Below are 21,017 nucleotides of genomic sequence, written 5' to 3'. Positions count from 1 at the left end.
GATTTGGAGGAATGTACAGTGATTATCGGAATATTGTTCTTAGCGCTGGGGATTATTTTTACAGTGACTGGATATATGATCAAGGTGAAAAAACGCTATGATATGGTTCAAAATCTTGTGGATAGAAAGCGAAAAGAGATGGACGAAGAGGCTTATGCCAACCGGATTGGCAGACGAGAAATGCTGGCCGGTATCGCCTGTATCCTAGCGGGCATCTTTATCCTGATTGGAGAATTGGGAATGATCAAATAGAAAGCTGACACAGAAAGACGACAAAAACTCTGCAGAAATGCGGAGTTTTTTTTACGCAGGAAAGGGCGATGCCACGCAGAGAATCAATTTCTGTGATGTATTGTGAAAGACAACGGTTTTACCCGCCATTTTGCTAAAAATACTCAAAAACACCTAAAAAATTTGCATGCAGCCGCAAAGTCAGCAAAATCCGTAACGAAGTTTCAACGGTTACAGCCATCGAAGCAGAGATACTCCCTTTGCAGCCGGGAAAATTTTAGGCGTTATTAGCATTTTTTGATTGAATAGGGGATAACGTGCAAGCACATTTATTGAATCAGCAACTTTATCCATGCTTAAAACGTATGCTTACATATTTCATATAGGTATTTTACATTTGATAAAAACCAACCTATAATGCCATTAGGAGATAGATCAAATGAAGTGATTTTGTCGAGCAAGAAAGGAAATGAAAAAATGGAAAAGGAAATGTTAAAGGGAAAAGTTGCAATCATCACAGGCGCCAGCTATGGAATGGGGCAGACTATGGCGGAGTTATTTGCCGAGGAAGGCGCATCAGTGGTTCTGACTGCCCGCGGGAGTGAGCAACTGGATAATGTGGTAAATGGCATTCGAGATAAAGGCGGGAAAGCCGTCGGCGTCACTGCAGATGTGTGCTCATCAGAAGATACGGAAAAGGTCTTTGCAAAGGCACTGGACAAATTTGGTGATGTGGATATTCTCATCAACAACGCCGGAATCGGGGAACAGAAGATGATTGACGATACAGATGACGACTGGATGATGCAGGTGATGAACACCAACTTAGGCGGTCCGATGCGTTATATCAGAGAGGCTCTGAAGATTTTTATGCCAAAGAATGACGGTGTCATCATCAATATTTCTTCCGTCAATGGAACGCGCCCGTTCTGCGGTGCGACCTATACTTCGACAAAAGGGGCACTGAACACTTTGACAAAAAATGTGGCGATGCGGTTGATCGAAACCAACATTCGCTGTAATGCCGTGGCTCCCGGCGCTACGGTGACACCTGCTCATCTGGCTAATCGAAAAGGCGAACAGCCTGGGGGCGCGAAGATGCTTGCGCACAGCGGTCACTTCGTTTACTTTCCTGGGCCGGAATGCGATCCTCTCGATCAGGCATATGCCTGTCTGTATCTGGCCAGCAAAATGGGTCGCCATGTGAAAGGGCAGGTGCTGCAGGTCTGCAACGGCGCGTTTCTGTAAAAAAATTGATGCCTCTTGCTGCTGCTTCATCATTGAGCCAGTCTGACTTAATCTAATAACTTAAATGGAGCTTGAAAAATACTATATTTGGCAGCCCTCCTCTAGGCATACCAGCAGAAATTTCTTTACTGGCACATTACAAAAGTGTACAATATAAATAACAGAGGAGAACGATAATATGGCGAAAATTTTGATTGCAGAAGACGACAGACAATTGAACGAGGGCATCAAGCTGAGCTTGCGTGAAGAAGGGCGGGAATTTCTGCAGAGTTATACCCTGGCAGAAGCGAGGGATGCCATGGAAAATGAGAACCCTGATCTGGTAATCCTGGATATCAACTTTCCTGATGGCAGCGGCCTTTCTCTCCTTCGAGAAGCAAAAGCCGCCGGACGACGAGTCAAAATTATCTTGCTGACAGCCAATAACATGGAATCAGATATCGTCACAGGCTTGGAATCAGGTGCTGACGATTATATCACGAAGCCTTTCAGTCTTATGGTGCTCAGGGCCAGAGTCGGCGTTCAATTGCGGAAAGAAGAAAAACACGCGATTGCAGAAGGCAATTTTTTCTTTGACTTTGATAGGATGATTTTCCAGGTCTGCGGCGAGCCTGTAGAACTGAGCAAGACAGAGCAGAAGCTTTTGCGCATTTTGGTGGAGAACAAGGGGAAAACCGTGACGCGTGAACTGTTGATCGACTGCGTGTGGGACGGCGATAGTGAATATGTGGACGGACATGCCCTGACTGTCACCATCAAAAGGCTTCGGGACAAATTGGGAGAAGATGCGGCAGACCCACAGCATATCAAAACCGTCTACGGCATCGGCTACAGCTTTCAATGAAGAGTGGAGGAAAGTGTATCGTGAAAAAAGAGATTTACCCTAAGATTTTATATATAATATGTGTCCTCTTGATCGCGGGATTTGCCCTGACTTTATGGGCAAAATATAAGACTTATCAGATGTTTGCCCTGCCATTTTATTACCATGTGATATTCTACAGTATCGTATTTTTAGTACCCTGCCTCATCTTACTCCTGATTGCCAGGGTATTGAAGAGGAAGCTGAAATGAGCCTGTTCTATATTCTCGGTGGGATAATGATCGCAGCGCTTTTAGCTTGTGTTTTATATCAAAGGCACAGCCAGAAACTGCTTCTGCGGCGAATGGGGAAGATGCTGGAGGATGCGGGAAACGGACATTTTCAGCCGGAGCTGATTGACGAGAGTATGCTTTCCTCTATAGAGAATTCAATGAAACGATTCCTCACTGACAGCATCCTCAGTGAAGAAAACCTGCAGGAGCAGAATGGGAGGATTCAGACTTTGATATCTGACATCTCCCATCAGACTGTCACACCCCTTTCGAACATCATGATCTACAGCGAATTGTTGGAAGAAGAGATGGCGGGAAACCCACAGGAAGAAAAAGTAAGGGCCATCCGCAAACAGGCTGAGAAGCTGGATTTTCTCCTTCAGTCTCTGGTCAAAACGTCAAGATTGGAGACAGGCATCATCAAAACCCAGGCTGCAGAATGCGATTTGTGCGGATTGATGGAATCTGTCTGTGAGCAGGGCAGGCAGAAGGCCGAGGATAAGGGCATTGATCTGATCTTTGTGCGGGGAGAGCCACAGCAGGTTGCCTTCTGTGATCCCAAGTGGACCAGGGAAGCCTGTTTCAATATTTTGGATAACGCAATCAAATATACGGCAGAAGGCGGCAGGATAGAAGTTTCTATCACCGCATACCAGTTATTTGCCAGAATTGATATCAAAGACAACGGCAGCGGTATGGAGGAAGAGGAGATTCCGAAAATATTTGGCCGCTTTTATCGCGGCAGCCAGGCGGCAGAAAAAGATGGCGTGGGGCTGGGATTATATCTGACTCGCCAGATCATTGAATCTGAAGGCGGATACATCAAAGTAACTTCCAAGCCGGGCTTGGGTTCTTGCTTTTCCGTCTTTGTGCCAGAACTGAAAGGAAATATATCAAAAGTGTAATAATTGAGAAACTAGCCTGATACTTTTGTTCGATATAGTCTGTATTGTAGAAAAGCAATACAGATTATTTTTGTTATATGACGGGGAGGACAGAAGAACATGCTGCAAGAGAAGAATCAGGGCTTTCTTACAGGAAGCACATTAAAATGGATCGCCATTACGGCGATGTTTATCAACCACTTCGGGGATATTGTACTGGAAGGGGTCATTATGAACGCCCCCTATTCCGCTTTTACCGATGCGCAGTTTCAAATCATCATTAATTGTTACGAAACTTTTCACGCAATCGGGCGTATTTCCATGCCGATTTTCTGCTTTCTGATCGTGGAAGGTTTTGTCTATACTAGAGATGTGAAGCATTATTTGACAAGACTCTTTTTATTTGCGATAATTTCGGAGGTGCCTTATGATCTGGCATCCGGAACCTCAGCTTTTGATCTGGCACAGCAAAATGTCTTTTTCACTTTAGCAGCGGGGCTTTTGGTTTTGACTGTAATGGAGCGTTTCAAAGAAGAAAAACTCATTGCGATTGCCGCGCCTATTGTCATGGCGGCAGCCACCTATTATTTGAAATTTGACGGAAGCTATTACGGTGTGCTCATGATGGTGTTGTTTTACCTTTTGCGAGACAAGCGGTTGGGAAAATGCGCAGCCGTCTTTGCACTGCAGATCGCCATCATGATGGTGTTCAGCGAGAGCTTCGATCTCAATCAAGTGCTGGCTGCACTGCCTCTCATCGCAATCTATTTTTATAATGGCAGGCGGGGAATGAAGCTGAAGTATTTTTTCTATCTATTTTACCCATGTCATTTGCTGGTCTTGGCACTGGTGACAAAGTTGGCAGTGATACCGGCGTTTATGTAAGGGAGGTTTCAGATGATTATTTTGCAGGCAAAAGATTTAAGAAAAGTCTACGGCAGCGGGGATACCGAAGTGCGTGCCCTGGACGGGGTCAGTTTATCAGTAGAGAAGGGAGAATTCCTTGCTGTGGTGGGAACCAGCGGCAGTGGGAAATCAACGCTGCTCCACATGCTGGGGGGCTTGGACAAACCAACGTCGGGGTCCGTTACAGTAGACGGCAATGAATTGTCCAAGATGACAAATGACGAATTGACTATTTTTCGTCGCCGAAACATCGGTTTTGTCTTTCAAAGCTATAACCTGGTTCCCATGATGAACGTTGAAGAAAACATTTTGCTGCCCGTAGGACTGGACGGCAAAGTGGCTGATACTGCATATACTGATGAAATCATCAGCATTCTGGGATTATCCGATAAACTGCAAAGGCTTCCAAACAAGCTTTCGGGCGGACAGCAGCAGAGAGTGGCCATTGCAAGGGCTCTGGCCAGCAAGCCGACGATCATCCTGGCCGATGAGCCGACAGGAAATCTGGACAGTAAAACCAGTCAGGATGTGTTGGGCCTTCTCAAAGTGACAAGCCAGCGGTTTCACCAGACCATGGTTATCATCACCCATAATGAAGAAATTGCCCAGATGGCAGACCGCATCGTGCGCATTGAAGATGGCAGAATCGTAAGCGGGGGTGACAGCCGTGATTAAAGTAGACAGTAAAAAGACGATTCGCAGTGTTGCAAAGCGCTTCATGCAGGTGAATCGGGGCAGAAATATCATCGCCATCATTGCGATCATCATGACGACCGTCATGTTTACTTCCCTCTTTTCAGCCCTGCTGTCTATGATGAAATCCACCCAGCAGCAGGAAGTGCGCATGAACGCCAATACGAGTCATATTACAATTGACAATATGACATATGAAAAATTCGCTGAAGCTTCTAAATTTGGAAAGATAAAAGAGTCTGGCTACAGCATTATGCTCGGCACAGTTACGAATCAGGAATTTGTCAATTCAGCTACAGATATGAAGTACACAGATGAAAAGGGAGCTGAAGCAGTGCTCTGCAGTCCTGTTCAAGGAAAGATGCCAACAAAGTACAATGAAGTTGCGTTGAGCACCATCACCTTGGACCTTTTGGGGCTGCCTCGGGAAGTGGGGACGAAAGTGAAATTACAGTATGGCGTTGACGGAAAACAAGAGAGGCAGGAGTTTGTCCTCAGTGGATACTGGAGAGGCGACCCTCTTTCCTCGGTACAAAACGTATGGGTGTCGAAGGCATTTTGTGAAGATAAAGTCACAAAGGCTGATCTCACCTCCATCGAAAAGGGAAAAACAGAGGGCACTTACAGTCTATATATATGGTGTGAGAGTATCTTTCACCTGGAGGACATCGTGAATGAAATGGAACGTCAATACCACTTCAGCGATGTATACAGCAGAATTTATTCTAATTCTGCTTACGATTTCTTCGCAGACGATGCCTTCCCTCTGGATACAGTGATCGCTATGATACTGATCATATTTGCCTCTGGTTATCTGATTATCTATAACGTATTCCGTATTTCTGTCAATAGCGATATTAGAACTTATGGACTTTTGAAGAATATCGGAACCACGGGCAGACAGCTGAAATCCATCGTCCGCAGGCAGGCAATGACCCTTTCTGTCATTGGCATTCCGTTGGGATTGCTGATTGGATATTTTATCGGTCTCGGGATGACACCTTATCTCCTTTCGGATAACTCTGTAATGGGCGTCATCCCTGTGCAGCCTTCTGTCAATCCACTGATTTTTATCATCGCGGGTTTGTTTGCCGCTCTCACAGTCTATATTGGCTGTCAGATGCCGGCGCGCATCGTCGCGAAGATTTCACCTGTGGATGCAGTGCGGATGAATTTGGAAGAAGAAAACAGAAAATCAAGAAAAAAGACTGGCAAAACGACACCGCTGTTTATGGCGTTTAGCAACATGAGACGTTCGTGGAAAAAAGCCGTGTTGGTAGTGATATCCTTGGCTCTGCCCATGACACTTCTCAATGCTTCTTATTCCATCAGCAAAAGTTTCGACTACGATCAATTCTTGAACATTTACTGCTCTTATGACTTTGACGTTTCAGGAATCACCCACAGTGCATATTCCTCCAATATGAATGCAGTGACACCGGAATTTATTGAGGAGGTTTCGACGCAGGAAGATACAGAGAAGGTCGCATTGATCTATAACGAGGACATCAGTTATCCGCTGGATGATAAGGGATATGAGAATCTTGCAAAGATCATAGATCAGGCCGAAAAGGAAAAATACATTAAGGGGTATCAGCTGAAAAAAGAGAGGAAATATCTTGCCAGCGGGGAAGCCTTTGCCCACGTTATGGGAATCAACAGAGATGCCTATGAAAAAATGATGTTCACGGGAGAGAAGCCGTCCTACGACGAGTTTGCCACAGGCGACTATGTCATCGTCAGCGACCTGGTTCAGGGCTTTGGAACTTTCTACGATCCGGGAGATAAGGTTACATTGGAGCTGAAAAACGGTAAAGAATATACTTTGCTTGCGATTGGCTGGATGCCATATGATTTGTCCTACCGATTTGGGGCAAAAGAGACTATCTTTGACGGTTCATTTTATCTGCCAGTGTCAGAATATAGCGCCTTGGGCGGCAACGAAAATGCCATGATGGCAGGTATTGATGTGAAAGAAGGAAGAGAGGAAGCTTTTGACCAATGGCTATCAGGCCGGGTTGAGGATGCAAAACCGACTCTATACGTGGAGTCGAGATTAGCCGTATTGGAACAGTGCAAAGGCTTTTCTGAGAAGTATTACCTGATTTTGGCCTTGCTGTCAGCTGTGCTCTTTGCTATTGGACTGCTGAACTTTTTCAACACATCCTCTGTCACCATCATGGCCAGACGCAGAGAGCTGGCACTCCTTGAAGCAGTGGGACAGACCCAGAGGCAGATCAGGAAGATGCTGATTATAGAAGGACTGATTTATCTTTTGGCGGCGGTGTTGCTGGCAGATACAGTCGGTATGGCCATCGCGAGACCGATGATTTTTAATACTATTGGCAGAGCATTCTTCTTCAGTTATCATCCAAGTCTCCTTGCCAGCTTTGTCAGCCTGCCACTGATGGTTTTGATTGCCATTGCAGTGCCAGTATATAACTACCTGCGAATGAGCAAGGAGACCATTGTGGAGAGGCTGAGAAGCGATTAGACTTTGTTGATATGATGATAAAAATTGACACCAAAGCGATAAGATTTCTTAACAGAAACGTCACAAAAGCTTGCTATACTAAAAGTGTCAAAAGGAGATAGGGTTACAGAAAATAATTTCTTTTGAACGTTCTTTCTTAATTAAATATCGCAGGAAAAGGCGCAGTCGTTGAGATTGCGTCCTTTTCTTTGTGTTAAAAGTTAAGACCGCTTCATCATGCCTTTAGAATAGGTTCATATCTGAATAGTCCTCAGCGAACTATATTTTAAAGGTTCCTAATTGCAGATAATATGATTATAGTACCGTCAAAAGCTGGCTCTGGGTATTTACACATGATACTATATCGAGTAGCCACAACTTTGAATGAGAGCGAATCCACATAAGAACAAGGGAGGGTTTGAAATGAAGAAAATGAGCAAGCCGACGCAGACCTATTACTTTAATCCATATGGAAATATCGTTCAAGAGGGAGTCGATGAGTTAAAAGAGTACCTGGATGATCTGCAGGCACAGGATATTTTGAGAAGAATCATAGATGATGTGTACAAAAGCGGATTCTGTGATGGTCTGGAGTTTTCGAAGTGGTTGGAAAGCTGAGAACAGAGGGATACCTGTTTATAGGCATAAATATGAAAGGACACCCGAACATACAACGCGTCGGGTGTCTAAACACACACATGTCCTCGTTTCAATTTAACTAGGAGGACATTACCATTATACCAACAGTATCTCCATGTATCACTACTCCAAATTCTGGTATCAGTCTCATTCCCATATTGGTCAATACAACAAAAGTGTGCTTTGCGAGATTATTTGCATAATCAGCAGAAAATGGTTTGAAATATTCTGAATATAGTGTAGAATTGTTGACAGGAAAACTTCTGAGCGAAAATGATAGTAATGGAGGGTATGATGGCGGTTACAGTGAACGATATTCTACACTTAGATGAAATGACGGATGCAGTGGTAGCAGCAGGAAAGAAGGGGCTGAATAAAACTGTACGAAGAATTGCAACGATTGAGAAACCTTTTGTCGATCACCGGGATTATTGTTATGAAGTTGTAAGACCGGGGGATCTTTATGTGTCTAAACTCTATGTTTTCCGTGATCAGAAGGAAAAACTGTATGAAGAAATTGAATTTATGCGCCGGACGAAAGGAAGCGGGCTGATTACCCATAAAGAGGTATTGCCTTTTCTTGATGAAGAAGTTTTGCGCAGAGCTGACCTCTACAACATACCGATCATCGCAATTGATGATGACTATGGCTTTACTGCACTGAATTACAGCATTATCGATCTTATTTTGAAAGACGAAATCGCCCAGGTTCACGTAGCGAATCTTCAGCGGATTCTCAGCAGCAATTTAAATGAAGAAATCATCCGTAAGCATATTCTGGATATCATCCCTGATCTGGCGGAAAATATGCAGGCAGTTTACCTTTCCACGGATGAAGTAATATCGCGAAATATCTTTAAGGTCGATCAAAGCGACCTTTTATTACCGCTCTTTAACGGACTTCTCTATGTCGCCTCATCTGACGACAAAGCTTCCATTGATAAAAAGAAGAAAATGTTCATCAGCAAGGCGAAACATTCCTTTGCCGCTTATCATGTAGGTGTCAGCCGTTTTCACACCAACCTGGAGTGCGTCAAAACGGCCATCTTGGAGAGCATATATGCTGAAGCTTTCGGCAGGTTTTCTGAAAAAAACCTGTGCGGTTATGACGATCTGGGTGTTTTTGCGTTGCTTTTGGCGATGAAAAACGATTCCTTGCTGGAATTATATTGGCGTAAATTTTATGAACCGATTTTGCAGTATGATGGTGAGAATAAGCTGGATCTAGTCAGAGTTTTGGAATTGTTTATCGTATCTGGCGGTGATTACACCTCTGTATGTCAAAAGCTATTCATCCATGAGACTACGGTGCGGTATCGAATGAACAAAATTCATGACCTCCTGAAATACAAAAATGCCAACGAGTTTTATGCAGATGCGAGGGCTGCAGTATACAGCAATTGGATATTGCACGATGAAATTTTACAAAAACTGTAGACCGCATAGATAATTAGAAAAAAGCCTGGGGTGGGGGCAGACCCAATGTTCATTCATCATTCTGCAGACCGCGCAGCCTCCCCAGGCCATACTGGTAAGAAGAAGGAGCAGTGCATCTATCTTAGTGCGACAGCTCTTTTTTGATTCAAATTTTTCGAATTTTACATGCAGAATTTAAAATATTTTAGAAATCCGTCGGTGTTAGAATGATTCCAATAGAAAAATGGAAAGGAGCTATGTATGATAATGAGAACGAAAAAAATGTGGGAGCTGACCTGGCCGGAGGTGCAGAAAGCCGTGGAGGGCGGTTTTGGTGTCATGATTCCTGTGGGAGCCATGGAGCAGCATGGATATCATCTGCCGCTGGCTACTGATTTCCTAATCCCGACAGAGTTATGCCTGGACATCGCTGAAAAAACTGACATGCTGGTGGCGCCGCCAGTCGCTTATGGAACCAATTCCAGGCCGCAGAGCGGGGGCGGACAGGGCTTCGTCGGTACGACCTCTATTGGAGGGATTACTTTTATCCATCAAGTAGAAGATTTGATCAGAGAATTTATCCGCCACGGTTTTAAGAAAATCGTCTTGTTCAACTGGCATATGGAGAATTCCAACTTTCTCTATGAAGCAGCTTTCAGGGCGACAGAACGTGGCACGCGCACAGACGTCAAGGTTTTGATTATGGAGACGCCATTTGACAGCTTTGACGAGGAAACCATGCGCTTCTTATATCCTGAAGGATTCCCAGGATGGGGCGTGGAGCATGCGGCTATGTTTGAGACGGCTATTTTGCTGCACATCGCACCGGAACTGGTGATGATGGAGCGAGCTGTGGACGATGGACCGGAACAATGCACTTTCTACGATGCACTGCCAATAGAAGCGAGATTTACTACGAAGAGCGGCAGCCTCTGGAAAGCCACCTTGGCGACAAAGGAAAAAGGAGAGCGAATCTGGAAGGAACTGCTGAAAACGTTAATCCCGATCGTAAGAGATGAATTCAGATAAGATTGGAGGGAGCAATATGCCAGGAGGTTTTACTATCGTTATTTTTACTGCTCCGTTGTGGGGCGGGTTTCTAATCGCGCTGATGAATTTTTTGAAGAGATAGGAGGGCGTTATGATTACAAGAATTATCGTGTTGATCTTATATTTTGCCGTCTTGCTTAGCATCGGCGTTTATACCTCTAAGAAAGCCAAGTCCTATGCCGAATACAACTTGGCTGCCAGAAGCAACAACAAGTGGATTGCCGGAATATCCACCCAGTCCTCATCGACCAGCGGCTGGATGCTTTTAGCTATGCCGGGACTGGCTTTTACATACGGCTTTGGCGTTGTCTGGACCTTGATTGGATGGATGGGAGGTTCTTTGTTTAATTGGATCATTTTAGCAAAGAGGCTGCGCATCGCCACGGAAAGCTATGACACAGTATCCGTGGTGGAGTATTTTGAAAAAAGAACGGGAGACAAGAAGGGCATCGTCGGGCTGATTTCGGGACTGTCCATCGTCGTATTGATGATCATCAATTCCTCTGGGGAACTGATCGGCTGCGGCAAACTGATACAGGCGGCATTCGGTGTCGACTTTACTGTGGCAGTGACCGTAGGTGTTATCATCGTCGCTTTCTATACTTTTCTTGGCGGATATATGGCAGTGAGCTGGAGCAATCTGATCCAGGGTTCTCTGATGTTCATCGCCTTGCTGCTGGTACCACTGTATGCAATCTTCAGTTATGGAGGTTTTGACGAAATCGCACAGAATGTAGTGCTGCAGGACCCAGACCTGTTCCAGTTTTTATCAGGTAAGACAGATATCGTAGAAATCGTCGTTCTGATTTCTGGAGGCGTAGGCATCGGGTTCATGTATCCGGGCATGGTGCATGCACTGACTGGTCTGATGGCAATCAGAGACCCGGAGGAAATCAAAGACTCTGCATTGATTGCTACAGTCTGGGGCTGTGCAGCTCTGGGCGGCGCCTCAATGATTGGTCTTGCAGGAAGAGCCATCGTTCCCGATATAGAGGACCCAGAACAGGTTTTCCTGGTTCTCTCCGAAAAATATTTTGACAACGCGATCTTTGCTCTGATGGCGGCTGCAGTGATGGCAGCGATTCTATCATCCGTCTGCGCCTATCTGATCGTAGCGACGGCATCTCTGGGAGGCAGCGTGGTGAAGAGGTACATGCATATAGATGACGACCGCAAAGTAGTCAAGATAGAAAAAATCGCTATGATTGTCATTGCCCTGCTGGCTTACTATCTGGCCTTTAACGGCGGCAGCGTACACACCATCGCCATGTTTGCAGCTTCCGGTCTGGGAGCCTCCTTCGGTCCGACTGTGATTGCCAGTCTTTACGGGAACAAAATCAACTATAAAGGCGCTGTGGCCAGTATTTTCGTCGGCATGATCGTAGTCATCATCTGGTTTTATTCAGGCCTGTCTAACTATCTGTTCGAAGTATTTCCAGGCTGGATTGCCAGCACCATTGTTTTGTTTGCCGTGAGCAAAATGACTGGTGGTCCGGATGCGGAAATTACCCGTGGGTTCGAACACTACCAAAAGCTGATACGAAAAGAAATATAAACTAATCGCTTTTATTTACCAAAAAAGTGGTACAATATAGGTATCAGACTTGGAAAGGAACTTAATATCAGTATGAACGAAAAAAGCTTATGGGAAATTTACGGAGAAAAACAACTTGCGGAAATGGAGGCGGTAACGAATCGCTACAAAGGCTGTATCGACATCGGAAAAACAGAACGTGAATGTGTGCGCTTATCTATTAAGATGGCAGAAGAAGCCGGATATCGGCATCTGAAAGATTTTGCAGCTGAAGGCAAAACGCTGCATCCTGGCGACAAAATTTACGCCGTGTATAACGAAAAGACGCTGGCTCTTTACCATATCGGAGAGGAACCTCTCGAAAAGGGGATGAACATTCTGGGAGCGCATATTGATTCACCGCGTATCGACATCAAGCAGAATCCTCTCTACGAAAAGGACGGTCTCGCTTATCTGGATACCCATTATTACGGTGGCATCAAGAAATATCAGTGGGTGACGATTCCTTTGGCCATTCACGGTGTGATTGTCAGAAAAGATGGAACCAAGGCAGAGGTCAATATCGGAGAGGACGACAATGATCCGGTATTTACCATTACGGATATTTTGGTTCATCTGTCAAAAAAACAGATGGAAAAGAAAGCGGGAGTAGTCATCGAAGGAGAAAACCTGGACCTGCTCATCGGCAGTGTTCCTCTCCCAGATGAGGAAAAAGATGCAGTGAAAGCCAACATGTTGAAACTGCTTGAAGAAAAGTATCAGATCAAAGAGGACGATTTCTTGTCAGCCGAATTGGAAATCGTACCTGTAGGGAGAGCTAGGGATCTGGGTTTTGACCGCAGTATGATTCTGGCCTATGGACAGGATGACCGGATTTGTGCCTTCACTTCCCTGATGGCTATCTTAGAAATGGAGGAAACACCGAAAAGAACGTCCTGCTGCATCTTGGTGGACAAAGAAGAAATCGGCAGCTACGGCGCCAGCGGTATGCAGTCTCGTTTCTTTGAGAATGCCACCGCGGAAGTGCTGCAGCTCTGTGGCTGCACTACAGACATTTCTCTGCGCCGTTGTCTGCAGAACTCCAAGATGTTGTCTTCTGATGTCAGCGCGGCCTACGACCCGCTCTATGCAGATGTTTTCGAAAAGAAGAACTCTGCTTTCTTCGGCAAGGGCTTGGTGTTCAACAAGTACACAGGTTCAGGAGGAAAGGGAAGCTCCAGCGACGCCAATGCGGAATATATGGCCGAGATTCGAAAGGTCATGGATGATGCGGGCGTCATGTTCCAGACGGCGGAACTGGGAAAAGTCGATGCCGGCGGAGGCGGAACCATCGCCTGGATCATGGCGAATTACGGCATGGAGGTCATCGACAGCGGCTTGGCAATCCTGTGCATGCACGCACCGATGGAAGTGTCCAGTAAAGCAGACATCTATGAAGCAGTCAGAGGATATCAGGCGTTTCTGCAGAATATGAGCTAAAAGGAGGACGGATCATGTTAGCAGAGATAAAGGTAAAGAACCATATTGCGATCATCAGTATTCACAGGGACAAGGTACTCAATGCGTTGAACTGTGATACGATCAGAGAAATAGACGCTCTTGTTGAGAACGTCAGGCAGGATGAGCAGATTCGAGCCGTCATCTTCTATAGTGCGAAAAATTTTGCCGCCGGAGCAGATATCAGCGAGATGGTGAACTGCAATGGACAGGATGTCAGAGCTTTTCCTTATTCACCGACCTATAACAAGATAGAATCTCTGCCGATTCCCACAATCAGCGCCATCGAAGGTTATGCCCTGGGTGGCGGTCTCGAACTGGCATTGGCGACAGATATACGATTTGCGGACAAAAGGGCAAAGGTTGGATTTCCAGAGGTGAGCCTGGGTGTATTCCCCGGGGCGGGCGGCAGTGTCAGACTGCCAAAGCTGGTGGGCGAAGCCAAGGCGAAAGAACTGATTTTTTCAGGTATGAAGATCGGAGCCGAAGAAGCTTGCAGAATCGGGCTGATCAATCGTGTCATCGAGGAGGGATCGGTACTGGATTTTGCACAGGACTTTGCCGAGAAAACGGCAAAGAACGCGCCTCTTGCACTGGCAGCGGTAAAGCGTGTCATCGAACATGGGCTGAAAGAAACGGATCGTCATGCTGCAATCGACTATGAGTGGCAGGAGTGGGCAAAACTGTTCGATACGGAAGATCAGAAAGAAGGCATGCAGGCTTTTTTAGAAAAGCGGCCGGCGTGTTTTCGAAAAAAGTAAAGATAGATAACCGATTAACGGCATCAAAATTGATGCCGTTTCTTTTTTTGTATCTGGTCAGTTCCCGATTTTCCGTTCTGAACGTAAAGAATACTAAAAAATATCCCCTGGTTTATAATGGGAGTTGATCCATGAACGGGTATGTGCGATACAGAGAAGATCTGCTTCTTTTGCATCCTGCTGCCGTCCTTTGCGGATGGCCTCATAGATGGCTTCCAAATCTGCAGTCAGACCTGCGAGAAACCCCAGCTGCGCTATGACGCTTACCATCGATTGGTAAACTTGGTCAAAGGTGCGCAGAATCAGAGGGAATATGATGTTTCCGCTGGCAAGCGCTGTTTTGTGATAGAAAAGAAAGACAAGCTGCCCTGCATTCTGATGGGTCGGGTTTTCTCTCAGGCGGGCGAGTATGTCCGGAACCTCCATAAGATAGGGAGAATCCGCATGACCGGCGGCAAGCTCCATAAAATACGGCTCATTGCTGCTGCGGAACTGAAGCAGCGGCTCCAGGTATTCTGGTGTAAATCGCCACCCGTTATATTCCATGATGCCGACCAGGACTTCCATATTGCCGCTTTCGATATAATCATTGACATATGCACCTTTTCGCGGCGCGATACGGATAAACCCCATTTCAGCGAGCTGGTTGAGACCGCCGTTCACTACGGCTCTGCTGACTTTCATATTCTCGCTGAGCTCCCGTTCTGTGGGAAGCTTGTCTCCGATTTTCAGTTCGCCAGAGAGAATCATTCTCTGTAATTCCTTTATAAACAAATCCGTCAAAGACGGAGTGACCAATTCTTTAAATTTCATGAATATCCCCTTTCTGATGCTATCGTTTCTATGCATGTATTGTAACATATTCAGATACCAGGCTCAACAGAATTCTGGTATTATTTATGATTAAATGAATAATCATATCTGACATACCACAAATATCTTGTGAAAATAAATTAAAAAATGTTAAAAATGTTGACTTGATTGCGATTTAAGAGTAGAATGTTGTCATAATGGTCTGTGGTATACCATAGATAAGAAAGGAGAATACAGCATGAATAAGCAATACGATGTCTTAGTCATCGGAGCGGGGAACGGAGGTCTGGCAAGCGCCGCCTGGATGGCGAAAGAAGGAAAAAAGGTACTGCTTTTGGAAAAACACAATTTGCCGGGAGGCTGTGCCGGCAGCATAGTCAGAGGACGCTTTGAATTTGAGCTGACATTGCACGAGCTCTGTCAGATGGGACCTGAAGGAACAGGCGAGGTGCGAAAGCTGCTCGATGATATTGGCACTGATGTGGAGTGGGTTGCCATGAACGAGGCTTTCCACACCATCAATACCCACCCTGAGACAGGATTTGATGTAGAGATGCCTATCGGCGTCGATGCTTTTGTTGACGCCATGGAAAGAGAGGTACCGGGAAGCAGAGCGTCAATGGAGAATCTGATGGAGGTCAATCGAATGATTTTTGATGCGATCTCCTGGCTTGCATCCTATCAGAATGATCCGCCAAAGGCTGCCATGCTGCTTAAATGGAAGGACTTTATGAAGATGGCATCTGTTCCTGCTGACGAAATGCTCCGCAGGCTGGGCGTGCCCGATAAGGCCAGGGAGATTTATGAGTCCTATTGGGACTATCTCAGTGTGGACTGCACCAGGGTAAGTTTTGTCGTATACAGTTTTATGGTCTACACCTATCTGACCTTGAAGCCGTATATCGCAAAAAAGCGCAGCTTTGAAATCGTTCTGGCGCTGGAGCAGCGCATTCGTGACTTTGGCGGTGAGATTCGCTACAATACGCCGGTAAAGAGAATCGACATCAGAGGCAGCATAGCAAAAGGCGTTGAACTTGCGGACGGTACCTATATCCCATGCAAAAGAATCATATCAAATATCATGCCTACTGTGGTATTTGATAAAATGGTGGATCCGAAAGAAGTGCCCGCAAGAGATAAGAAGCTGTGCGAGGCAAGGACACTGGGGCCTAACGGTTTCGTGATTTATCTGGGGCTGGATGCTTCTGCCGACGAACTGGGCATCAAAGGCTACGATACCTTTGTCAGAGAAACAGCGGATACGGAGGTTTTGTTTGAAAAATGCAAGACCAGACAGAGCCACCGCAGAATTTTCAATTATTCCTGCCTGAACAGGGCGATTCCTGACGCATCCGAACCGGGCACGTGTATGATCATGTTCTTACTTCTGTATACGGCCGATGCTTTCGATGACGTGACAGAAGAGAATTATTTCAAGATCAAGGATCAGATAGTAGAAGAGACCATCGACTACTTTGAAGAGGCTGCAAAGGTAAAAATTCGCGACCACATCGAAGAGCTGGTAACGGCGTCGCCGGTCACTTTGGCCAGATATATCGGAACACCGCAGGGGAACTGTTATGGCTATGCCGTAGACTTGTGGGACGGCATGCTCCCGAGAACCATGTCAGGCGAAAAAGAGGACTACACCATCAAAGGCCTGCGCTTCTGCGGCGGGCACGGCACCCAGATGGACGGGTACAGCCAGGCTTATCTCAGTGGCAGAGAAGTTGCAAGATATACCCTGAAGGATATGGAGGAGGGACGTTAAGATGAAATACAATTATAATAAGGAACCGCTGAAATCGCTTTCCATCAAACCTTTTTTGTCCATGGTAAGCGATAGGAACCAGGTCATAGAAAAAGCGCAGGCAGTCATGCCACAGTCGGAATTTAACGCCAATCGTCTTGCAAAAAGTCTTCACCCGCAGGTTCAGCACGTAAAGATCAAAAAAATCTTCGACCATGGCGATGCAAAGAGCTTTGTTCTCACGCCTGATCAGACGAAGGGAACGGACAGCCTTGCCTATTTTCGCGCAGGCCAGTATGTCAGTGTTTTTCTGGATTTTGAAGGAGGCTGCATGAATAAGCCTTATGCCATCAGGTCCAATCCGGCTGATGCCCTTGGCGGGAAGGACAATCAGTATATTCTTACAGTCAAGCGAAACAACCCGGGATTTGGTTCCAGCTACATGCTGGATCACCTGAAAGAGGGCGACCCTTTGGACATTTCCGGCCCCCTGGGAGAATTCTATTACCAGAAATTCCGCGATGCCAGGGATGTCGTGGCACTGGCGGGAGGAAGCGGGATTACGCCTTTCTATTCCATGGCTGCCGCAATTGCCGCAGGTATTGAAGATTTTAACCTGACGATTCTTTACGGAAGCCGGACCAGCGAGGGGATTTTGCTGAAAGAGGAACTGGAGCAGATTGAAAAACAGTCTGCAGGCAAGGTAAGGGTTGTCCACGTCCTGAGCGACGAGGAGAAAGATGGCTTTGAACATGGTTTTCTGACGGCAGAGCTGATAAAAAAATATGCGCCTTCTGATAGGACGTATTCGCTGTTCATGTGCGGACCGAAGGCGATGTATGAGTTCGGGACAAAGGAAGCCGAAAAGCTGAAGCTGAGACGCAGATTTGTCAGAAAGGAACTCCCCGGCGACTGCTCCAATCCTGAGAAGAATCCGGACTATCCAAAAGAAGCCGCCGGAAAAACATTTCAGATCAGGGTGCATATAAGTGGGGAAGTCAGAGAAATCCAGGCAGCCTCTGAACAGACCTTGCTGCAGGCCATGGAGAGGGCACACATCAAAGCCCCGTCACACTGCCGAAGCGGGGAATGCGGATGGTGCCATTCCAAGCTGCTGTCAGGCAGTGTCTATATTCCGCAGGATGCTGACGGCAGGAGAATGGCTGATTTGAAGTTTGGATGGATTCATCCCTGTGCCACTTATGCCACAGGGGATGTGGAGCTGGAAGTTTACCCGGTTATGGAAGAATTGGGTTAACGATAGATGTTTACGAAAGGAGACGAACTGATGAAAAAACAATACGATGTCGTAGTAGTCGGAGCTGGCAATGGAGGGCTGGCTGCCGGAGGGATTACTGCGAAGAATGGATTATCGACCCTGGTGCTGGAACGTCACAATATTCCCGGCGGCTCTGCGACCAGTTTTCGCAGAGGAAGATTTGAATTTGAAACATCGCTCCACGAACTGGCGGAGATAGGGCCAAATCCCTTTGAGGGAACGGTCAGACAGCTCTTTGATGAGCTGGGCGCCAGTGACATCGACTGGTGCTTTGAGGAAAATGCTTTTCGCGTGGTACTGCCCGGCGAAGACGGGTTTGACGCAGTACTGCCTACCGGACAGGAGGCGTTTATCAGAGAAATGGAGAGACAGGTTCCGGGCTGTGAGGAAAGTGTAAGAGCCGTATTCCAGCTGGGACAGCATGCTATGGAGGCACTGGAATATCTGGGACAGGGAAACCCTGACATGGAAGTGCTCGCATCAAAGTACGCAGACTTCATGAGAATGGCGGCCTACAGCACGAAAGAAGTCTTGGATGCGCTGGAGATGCCAAAGAAGGCGCAGGATATTCTAGTCACTTATTGGTGCTATCTGGGTGCACCGGCAGACCAGCTGGATTTTCTCTATTATGTGCTGATGCTGATTCTCTATGTGGAGCTGAGACCCGCCATGCCGTCAATGCGCTCTCATGAGATGTCCCTCGCCCTTGAGAAGGCGATTTTGAAACACGGCGGAGAAGTATGGTATAACAGTGAGGTGGAAAAAATCCTGGTCAGGGACGGAAAAGCCTACGGTGTAGTGGTGGACGGCAGAGAAATCCATGCTGACCATATCATCTGCAACTCTCACATGAGCAATGCGCTGTCGTCCATGATAGACAGCAAAGAGATTCCGGAGAGTATGCTGAAACTTGCCAACGCCAGGGATCTTGCACTGTCCTTTGTCACAGTGTATCTTGGCATGAACCGTTCCTGCGAAGAGCTGGGCATACGGGATTATTCCAATTTTATAATCCCCTGCGCCGACTCCAGAGAGCAATATGAGAGATGTTGTTCGATAGAAGACAGCAAGTATGCCATCATGAACTGTCTGAACACGGTGATTCCGGACTCCTCTCCGGAGGGAACCTGTACCCTGTTCTTTACGACCATGTATTACGGCGATGTATGGAAGGATGTAAAGCCGGAGGAATATAAGAAGCTGAAGATAAAAATTGCAGGTGAAGTCATCGGAAACTGTGAGGAAGCACTTGGAATCGACTTGAAACCATACATAGAAGAAGTCGTCATTGCGGCACCGCCGACTTTTGCCAGGTACCTGAAGACGCCGAGGGGAACTCCTTACGGATATCAATTCGATATGTGGGATTCCATGATGATGCGCACTATGAACGTGGCGGCGGAGGAGCCGATCAAAGGACTGCGTTTCTGCGGCGCCTGCGGAGAACGCGGCGACGGATACAGCTCAGCATATATTTCGGGTATGAATACCGGGCTGAGAACGGTACAGGATGCAAAGGAGGGAAACTGATATGACAAAGCTATATAATATTGACACGTTGGATCCGATGCGGTTTATGGCTCGTTTGGAAGAGCGCCGGCAGAAAGCAGCTGCAGCACCGGCCGTGCCGCTGCCAAAGGAATATGGCGTGAACAACCTGGCGCAAAGACTCCATCCTGCGAAGCAGTTTCTCAAGGTCAGCGAGGTGATTGAACGCAGCACAGACTGTAAAAGCTTTGTGCTGACGGCAGATCGGGAAAGAGGCACCGAGGAACTGGCATACTTCAGTGCAGGCCAGTATCTGACCATATTTCTGAACATCGGCAGTATGCATCTGACCCGTGCATATTCGATTTCTTCATCGCCAAAAGAAGCGTTGGAAGGGAGATATATGCTGACAATCAAATATGTAGAAGACGGTCTGGCGTCCAGGTATATCCTGGATAACTGGAAGGAAGGAGATGCCGTTACGGTGTCTGCACCGGAAGGATTTTTTGAATACAACAGCCTGCGCGATGCGCGGACGGTGATTGGAATCGCAGGAGGAAGCGGAATCACACCGTTTCTGTCTATGGCAAAGGCGATCGCCTGCGGAGATGAGGACTTTGAGCTGAAACTGCTCTATGGAAGCCGCGACAGTGACCACATACTCTTCAAGGAGGAATTTGATGAGCTGATGAAAGTGACTGACAAAGTGGAAGTGATCCATGTTCTCTCTGACGAGAGGAAAGATGGCTTTGAGCACGGCTTCGTCACTGCGGATCTGATCAGAAAATATGCACCGGAGGGCGCATACTCCGTGTTCCTCTGCGGACCACAGCAGATGTATGCCTTTGTCGATCAGGAGCTGGAAAAACTGAATCTGGAAAGAAAGTTTATCCGTCACGAGCTGTTTGGGGAAATTCATAACCCGGAGGGGCGTGCAGGCTATCCGAAGGAGGCGCCGCAGACCGTGCAGATTACGGTGAAAATCCGTGACGAAGTAAAAATCGTTACAGGATCTGCCCAGGACACGATACTGCAGATTCTCGAGAAAAACGGCATCTCTGCCGCCAGCAGATGCCGCAGCGGAGAGTGCGGCTGGTGTCATTCAAGATTGATCAGCGGGGAGGTATATGTGCCGAAGGAAATCGACGGCCGCCGGATGGCAGACCTGAAATACGGGTATATCCATCCATGTGCGTCCTTTGCACTGAGCGACCTTGAAATCGAGGTTCCAAAAGCGAAATAGACGACAAATCCCCAGCC

The 21,017-nt window shown here is 46.8% G+C and carries 19 protein-coding genes; 18 read left to right on the top strand and 1 reads right to left on the bottom strand.

Annotated features, from left to right (window positions below; translation table 11 throughout):
* The first annotated feature begins 18 nt into the window (after positions 1-18).
* From ACMQ5W_RS18580 to ACMQ5W_RS18515, 14 genes are all read left to right on the top strand, one after another.
* On the top strand, positions 19-252 hold the full coding sequence (locus ACMQ5W_RS18580; protein WP_148491705.1) for a DUF3784 domain-containing protein: 234 nt from the start codon (positions 19-21) through the stop codon (positions 250-252).
* Positions 253-708: 456 nt separating this feature from the next.
* On the top strand, positions 709-1,479 hold the full coding sequence (locus ACMQ5W_RS18575) for an SDR family NAD(P)-dependent oxidoreductase (protein WP_419026460.1): 771 nt from the start codon (positions 709-711) through the stop codon (positions 1,477-1,479).
* Between the two features lie 178 nt (positions 1,480-1,657).
* Positions 1,658-2,323, top strand: coding sequence for a response regulator transcription factor (locus ACMQ5W_RS18570; protein ID WP_419026458.1), 666 nt, complete (start codon positions 1,658-1,660; stop codon positions 2,321-2,323).
* Positions 2,324-2,343: 20 nt separating this feature from the next.
* Positions 2,344-2,553 carry a hypothetical protein gene (locus tag ACMQ5W_RS18565; RefSeq protein WP_419026457.1) on the top strand — a complete coding sequence of 70 codons (210 nt, stop codon included), beginning with the start codon at positions 2,344-2,346 and terminating at the stop codon, positions 2,551-2,553.
* Positions 2,550-3,479 (top strand): sensor histidine kinase, encoded by a 930-nt coding sequence (locus ACMQ5W_RS18560; protein WP_419026455.1) that lies wholly within the window; start codon positions 2,550-2,552, stop codon positions 3,477-3,479. The genes ACMQ5W_RS18565 and ACMQ5W_RS18560 overlap by 4 nt, the downstream gene beginning before the upstream one ends.
* 99 nt (positions 3,480-3,578) lie before the next feature.
* A complete protein-coding gene (locus ACMQ5W_RS18555) occupies positions 3,579-4,343 on the top strand; it encodes a TraX family protein (RefSeq protein ID WP_419026454.1) in 765 nt (254 codons plus the stop codon).
* 12 nt (positions 4,344-4,355) lie between these two features.
* Positions 4,356-5,039: an ABC transporter ATP-binding protein gene (locus ACMQ5W_RS18550; protein WP_419026453.1), complete on the top strand. Its 684-nt coding sequence runs from the start codon at positions 4,356-4,358 to the stop codon at positions 5,037-5,039.
* A complete protein-coding gene (locus ACMQ5W_RS18545; RefSeq protein ID WP_419026452.1) occupies positions 5,032-7,551 on the top strand; it encodes an ABC transporter permease in 2,520 nt (839 codons plus the stop codon). Before ACMQ5W_RS18550 ends, ACMQ5W_RS18545 begins: the two co-directional genes overlap by 8 nt.
* Positions 7,552-7,953: 402 nt before the next feature.
* Positions 7,954-8,148, top strand: a complete 195-nt coding sequence (locus tag ACMQ5W_RS18540) for a hypothetical protein (protein ID WP_419026451.1) — start codon at positions 7,954-7,956, stop codon at positions 8,146-8,148.
* A 294-nt stretch (positions 8,149-8,442) separates the two neighbouring features.
* Complete coding sequence (locus ACMQ5W_RS18535; RefSeq protein WP_419026449.1) at positions 8,443-9,606, top strand: PucR family transcriptional regulator; 1,164 nt, start codon at positions 8,443-8,445, stop codon at positions 9,604-9,606.
* A 246-nt stretch (positions 9,607-9,852) separates the two neighbouring features.
* Positions 9,853-10,614 (top strand): creatininase, encoded by a 762-nt coding sequence (locus ACMQ5W_RS18530; RefSeq protein ID WP_148491715.1) that lies wholly within the window; start codon positions 9,853-9,855, stop codon positions 10,612-10,614.
* Positions 10,615-10,726: 112 nt separating this feature from the next.
* On the top strand, positions 10,727-12,190 hold the full coding sequence (locus tag ACMQ5W_RS18525) for a sodium/proline symporter (protein ID WP_419026447.1): 1,464 nt from the start codon (positions 10,727-10,729) through the stop codon (positions 12,188-12,190).
* Positions 12,191-12,262: 72 nt separating this feature from the next.
* The gene (locus ACMQ5W_RS18520; protein WP_419026445.1) at positions 12,263-13,648 is read left to right on the top strand and encodes an aminopeptidase; all 1,386 of its coding nucleotides are present in this window, start codon (positions 12,263-12,265) and stop codon (positions 13,646-13,648) included.
* Between the two features lie 14 nt (positions 13,649-13,662).
* A complete protein-coding gene (locus ACMQ5W_RS18515; RefSeq protein ID WP_419026444.1) occupies positions 13,663-14,427 on the top strand; it encodes an enoyl-CoA hydratase/isomerase family protein in 765 nt (254 codons plus the stop codon).
* Between the two features lie 93 nt (positions 14,428-14,520).
* Here ACMQ5W_RS18515 and ACMQ5W_RS18510 read toward each other — a convergent pair whose 3' ends face one another.
* The gene (locus ACMQ5W_RS18510) at positions 14,521-15,240 is read right to left on the bottom strand and encodes a FadR/GntR family transcriptional regulator (protein WP_419026442.1); all 720 of its coding nucleotides are present in this window, start codon (positions 15,238-15,240) and stop codon (positions 14,521-14,523) included.
* Between the two features lie 238 nt (positions 15,241-15,478).
* On the opposite strand from ACMQ5W_RS18510, the gene ACMQ5W_RS18505 reads away from it, so the two are divergent.
* The 4 genes from ACMQ5W_RS18505 to ACMQ5W_RS18490 are packed head-to-tail and all read left to right on the top strand — an operon-like array spanning position 15,479 to position 21,000.
* Complete coding sequence (locus ACMQ5W_RS18505) at positions 15,479-17,011, top strand: phytoene desaturase family protein (protein ID WP_419026441.1); 1,533 nt, start codon at positions 15,479-15,481, stop codon at positions 17,009-17,011.
* Between the two features lies 1 nt (position 17,012).
* Positions 17,013-18,248, top strand: coding sequence for a 2Fe-2S iron-sulfur cluster-binding protein (locus ACMQ5W_RS18500; RefSeq protein ID WP_419026439.1), 1,236 nt, complete (start codon positions 17,013-17,015; stop codon positions 18,246-18,248).
* Positions 18,249-18,278: 30 nt separating this feature from the next.
* Entirely contained in the window at positions 18,279-19,799 is a 1,521-nt protein-coding gene (locus ACMQ5W_RS18495) for a phytoene desaturase family protein (RefSeq protein ID WP_419026438.1), read from the top strand.
* Position 19,800: 1 nt separating this feature from the next.
* Positions 19,801-21,000: an FAD-binding oxidoreductase gene (locus ACMQ5W_RS18490; RefSeq protein ID WP_419026436.1), complete on the top strand. Its 1,200-nt coding sequence runs from the start codon at positions 19,801-19,803 to the stop codon at positions 20,998-21,000.
* Positions 21,001-21,017: the final 17 nt, after the last annotated feature.

The organism is Emergencia sp. (assembly GCF_048465375.1).
Taxonomy (GTDB): Bacteria; Bacillota; Clostridia; order Peptostreptococcales; family Anaerovoracaceae; genus Senimuribacter.
The sequence above is the reverse complement of the archived record's forward strand: the minus strand, read 5'-3'. Positions and strand labels throughout refer to the sequence as shown.

Excerpts from the sequence above, each read along its gene's own strand:
- ACMQ5W_RS18575 (WP_419026460.1), top strand. The coding sequence starts at position 709 with ATGGAAAAGGAAATGTTAAAGGGAAAAGTTGCAATCATCACAGGCGCC.
- ACMQ5W_RS18570 (WP_419026458.1), top strand. The coding sequence starts at position 1,658 with ATGGCGAAAATTTTGATTGCAGAAGACGACAGACAATTGAACGAGGGC.
- ACMQ5W_RS18560 (WP_419026455.1), top strand. The coding sequence starts at position 2,550 with ATGAGCCTGTTCTATATTCTCGGTGGGATAATGATCGCAGCGCTTTTA.
- ACMQ5W_RS18555 (WP_419026454.1), top strand. The coding sequence starts at position 3,579 with ATGCTGCAAGAGAAGAATCAGGGCTTTCTTACAGGAAGCACATTAAAA.
- ACMQ5W_RS18550 (WP_419026453.1), top strand. The coding sequence starts at position 4,356 with ATGATTATTTTGCAGGCAAAAGATTTAAGAAAAGTCTACGGCAGCGGG.
- ACMQ5W_RS18540 (WP_419026451.1), top strand. The coding sequence starts at position 7,954 with ATGAAGAAAATGAGCAAGCCGACGCAGACCTATTACTTTAATCCATAT.
- ACMQ5W_RS18535 (WP_419026449.1), top strand. The coding sequence starts at position 8,443 with ATGATAGTAATGGAGGGTATGATGGCGGTTACAGTGAACGATATTCTA.
- ACMQ5W_RS18530 (WP_148491715.1), top strand. The coding sequence starts at position 9,853 with ATGAGAACGAAAAAAATGTGGGAGCTGACCTGGCCGGAGGTGCAGAAA.
- ACMQ5W_RS18525 (WP_419026447.1), top strand. The coding sequence starts at position 10,727 with ATGATTACAAGAATTATCGTGTTGATCTTATATTTTGCCGTCTTGCTT.
- ACMQ5W_RS18520 (WP_419026445.1), top strand. The coding sequence starts at position 12,263 with ATGAACGAAAAAAGCTTATGGGAAATTTACGGAGAAAAACAACTTGCG.
- ACMQ5W_RS18515 (WP_419026444.1), top strand. The coding sequence starts at position 13,663 with ATGTTAGCAGAGATAAAGGTAAAGAACCATATTGCGATCATCAGTATT.
- ACMQ5W_RS18510 (WP_419026442.1), bottom strand. The coding sequence starts at position 15,240 with ATGAAATTTAAAGAATTGGTCACTCCGTCTTTGACGGATTTGTTTATA.
- ACMQ5W_RS18505 (WP_419026441.1), top strand. The coding sequence starts at position 15,479 with ATGAATAAGCAATACGATGTCTTAGTCATCGGAGCGGGGAACGGAGGT.
- ACMQ5W_RS18500 (WP_419026439.1), top strand. The coding sequence starts at position 17,013 with ATGAAATACAATTATAATAAGGAACCGCTGAAATCGCTTTCCATCAAA.
- ACMQ5W_RS18495 (WP_419026438.1), top strand. The coding sequence starts at position 18,279 with ATGAAAAAACAATACGATGTCGTAGTAGTCGGAGCTGGCAATGGAGGG.
- ACMQ5W_RS18490 (WP_419026436.1), top strand. The coding sequence starts at position 19,801 with ATGACAAAGCTATATAATATTGACACGTTGGATCCGATGCGGTTTATG.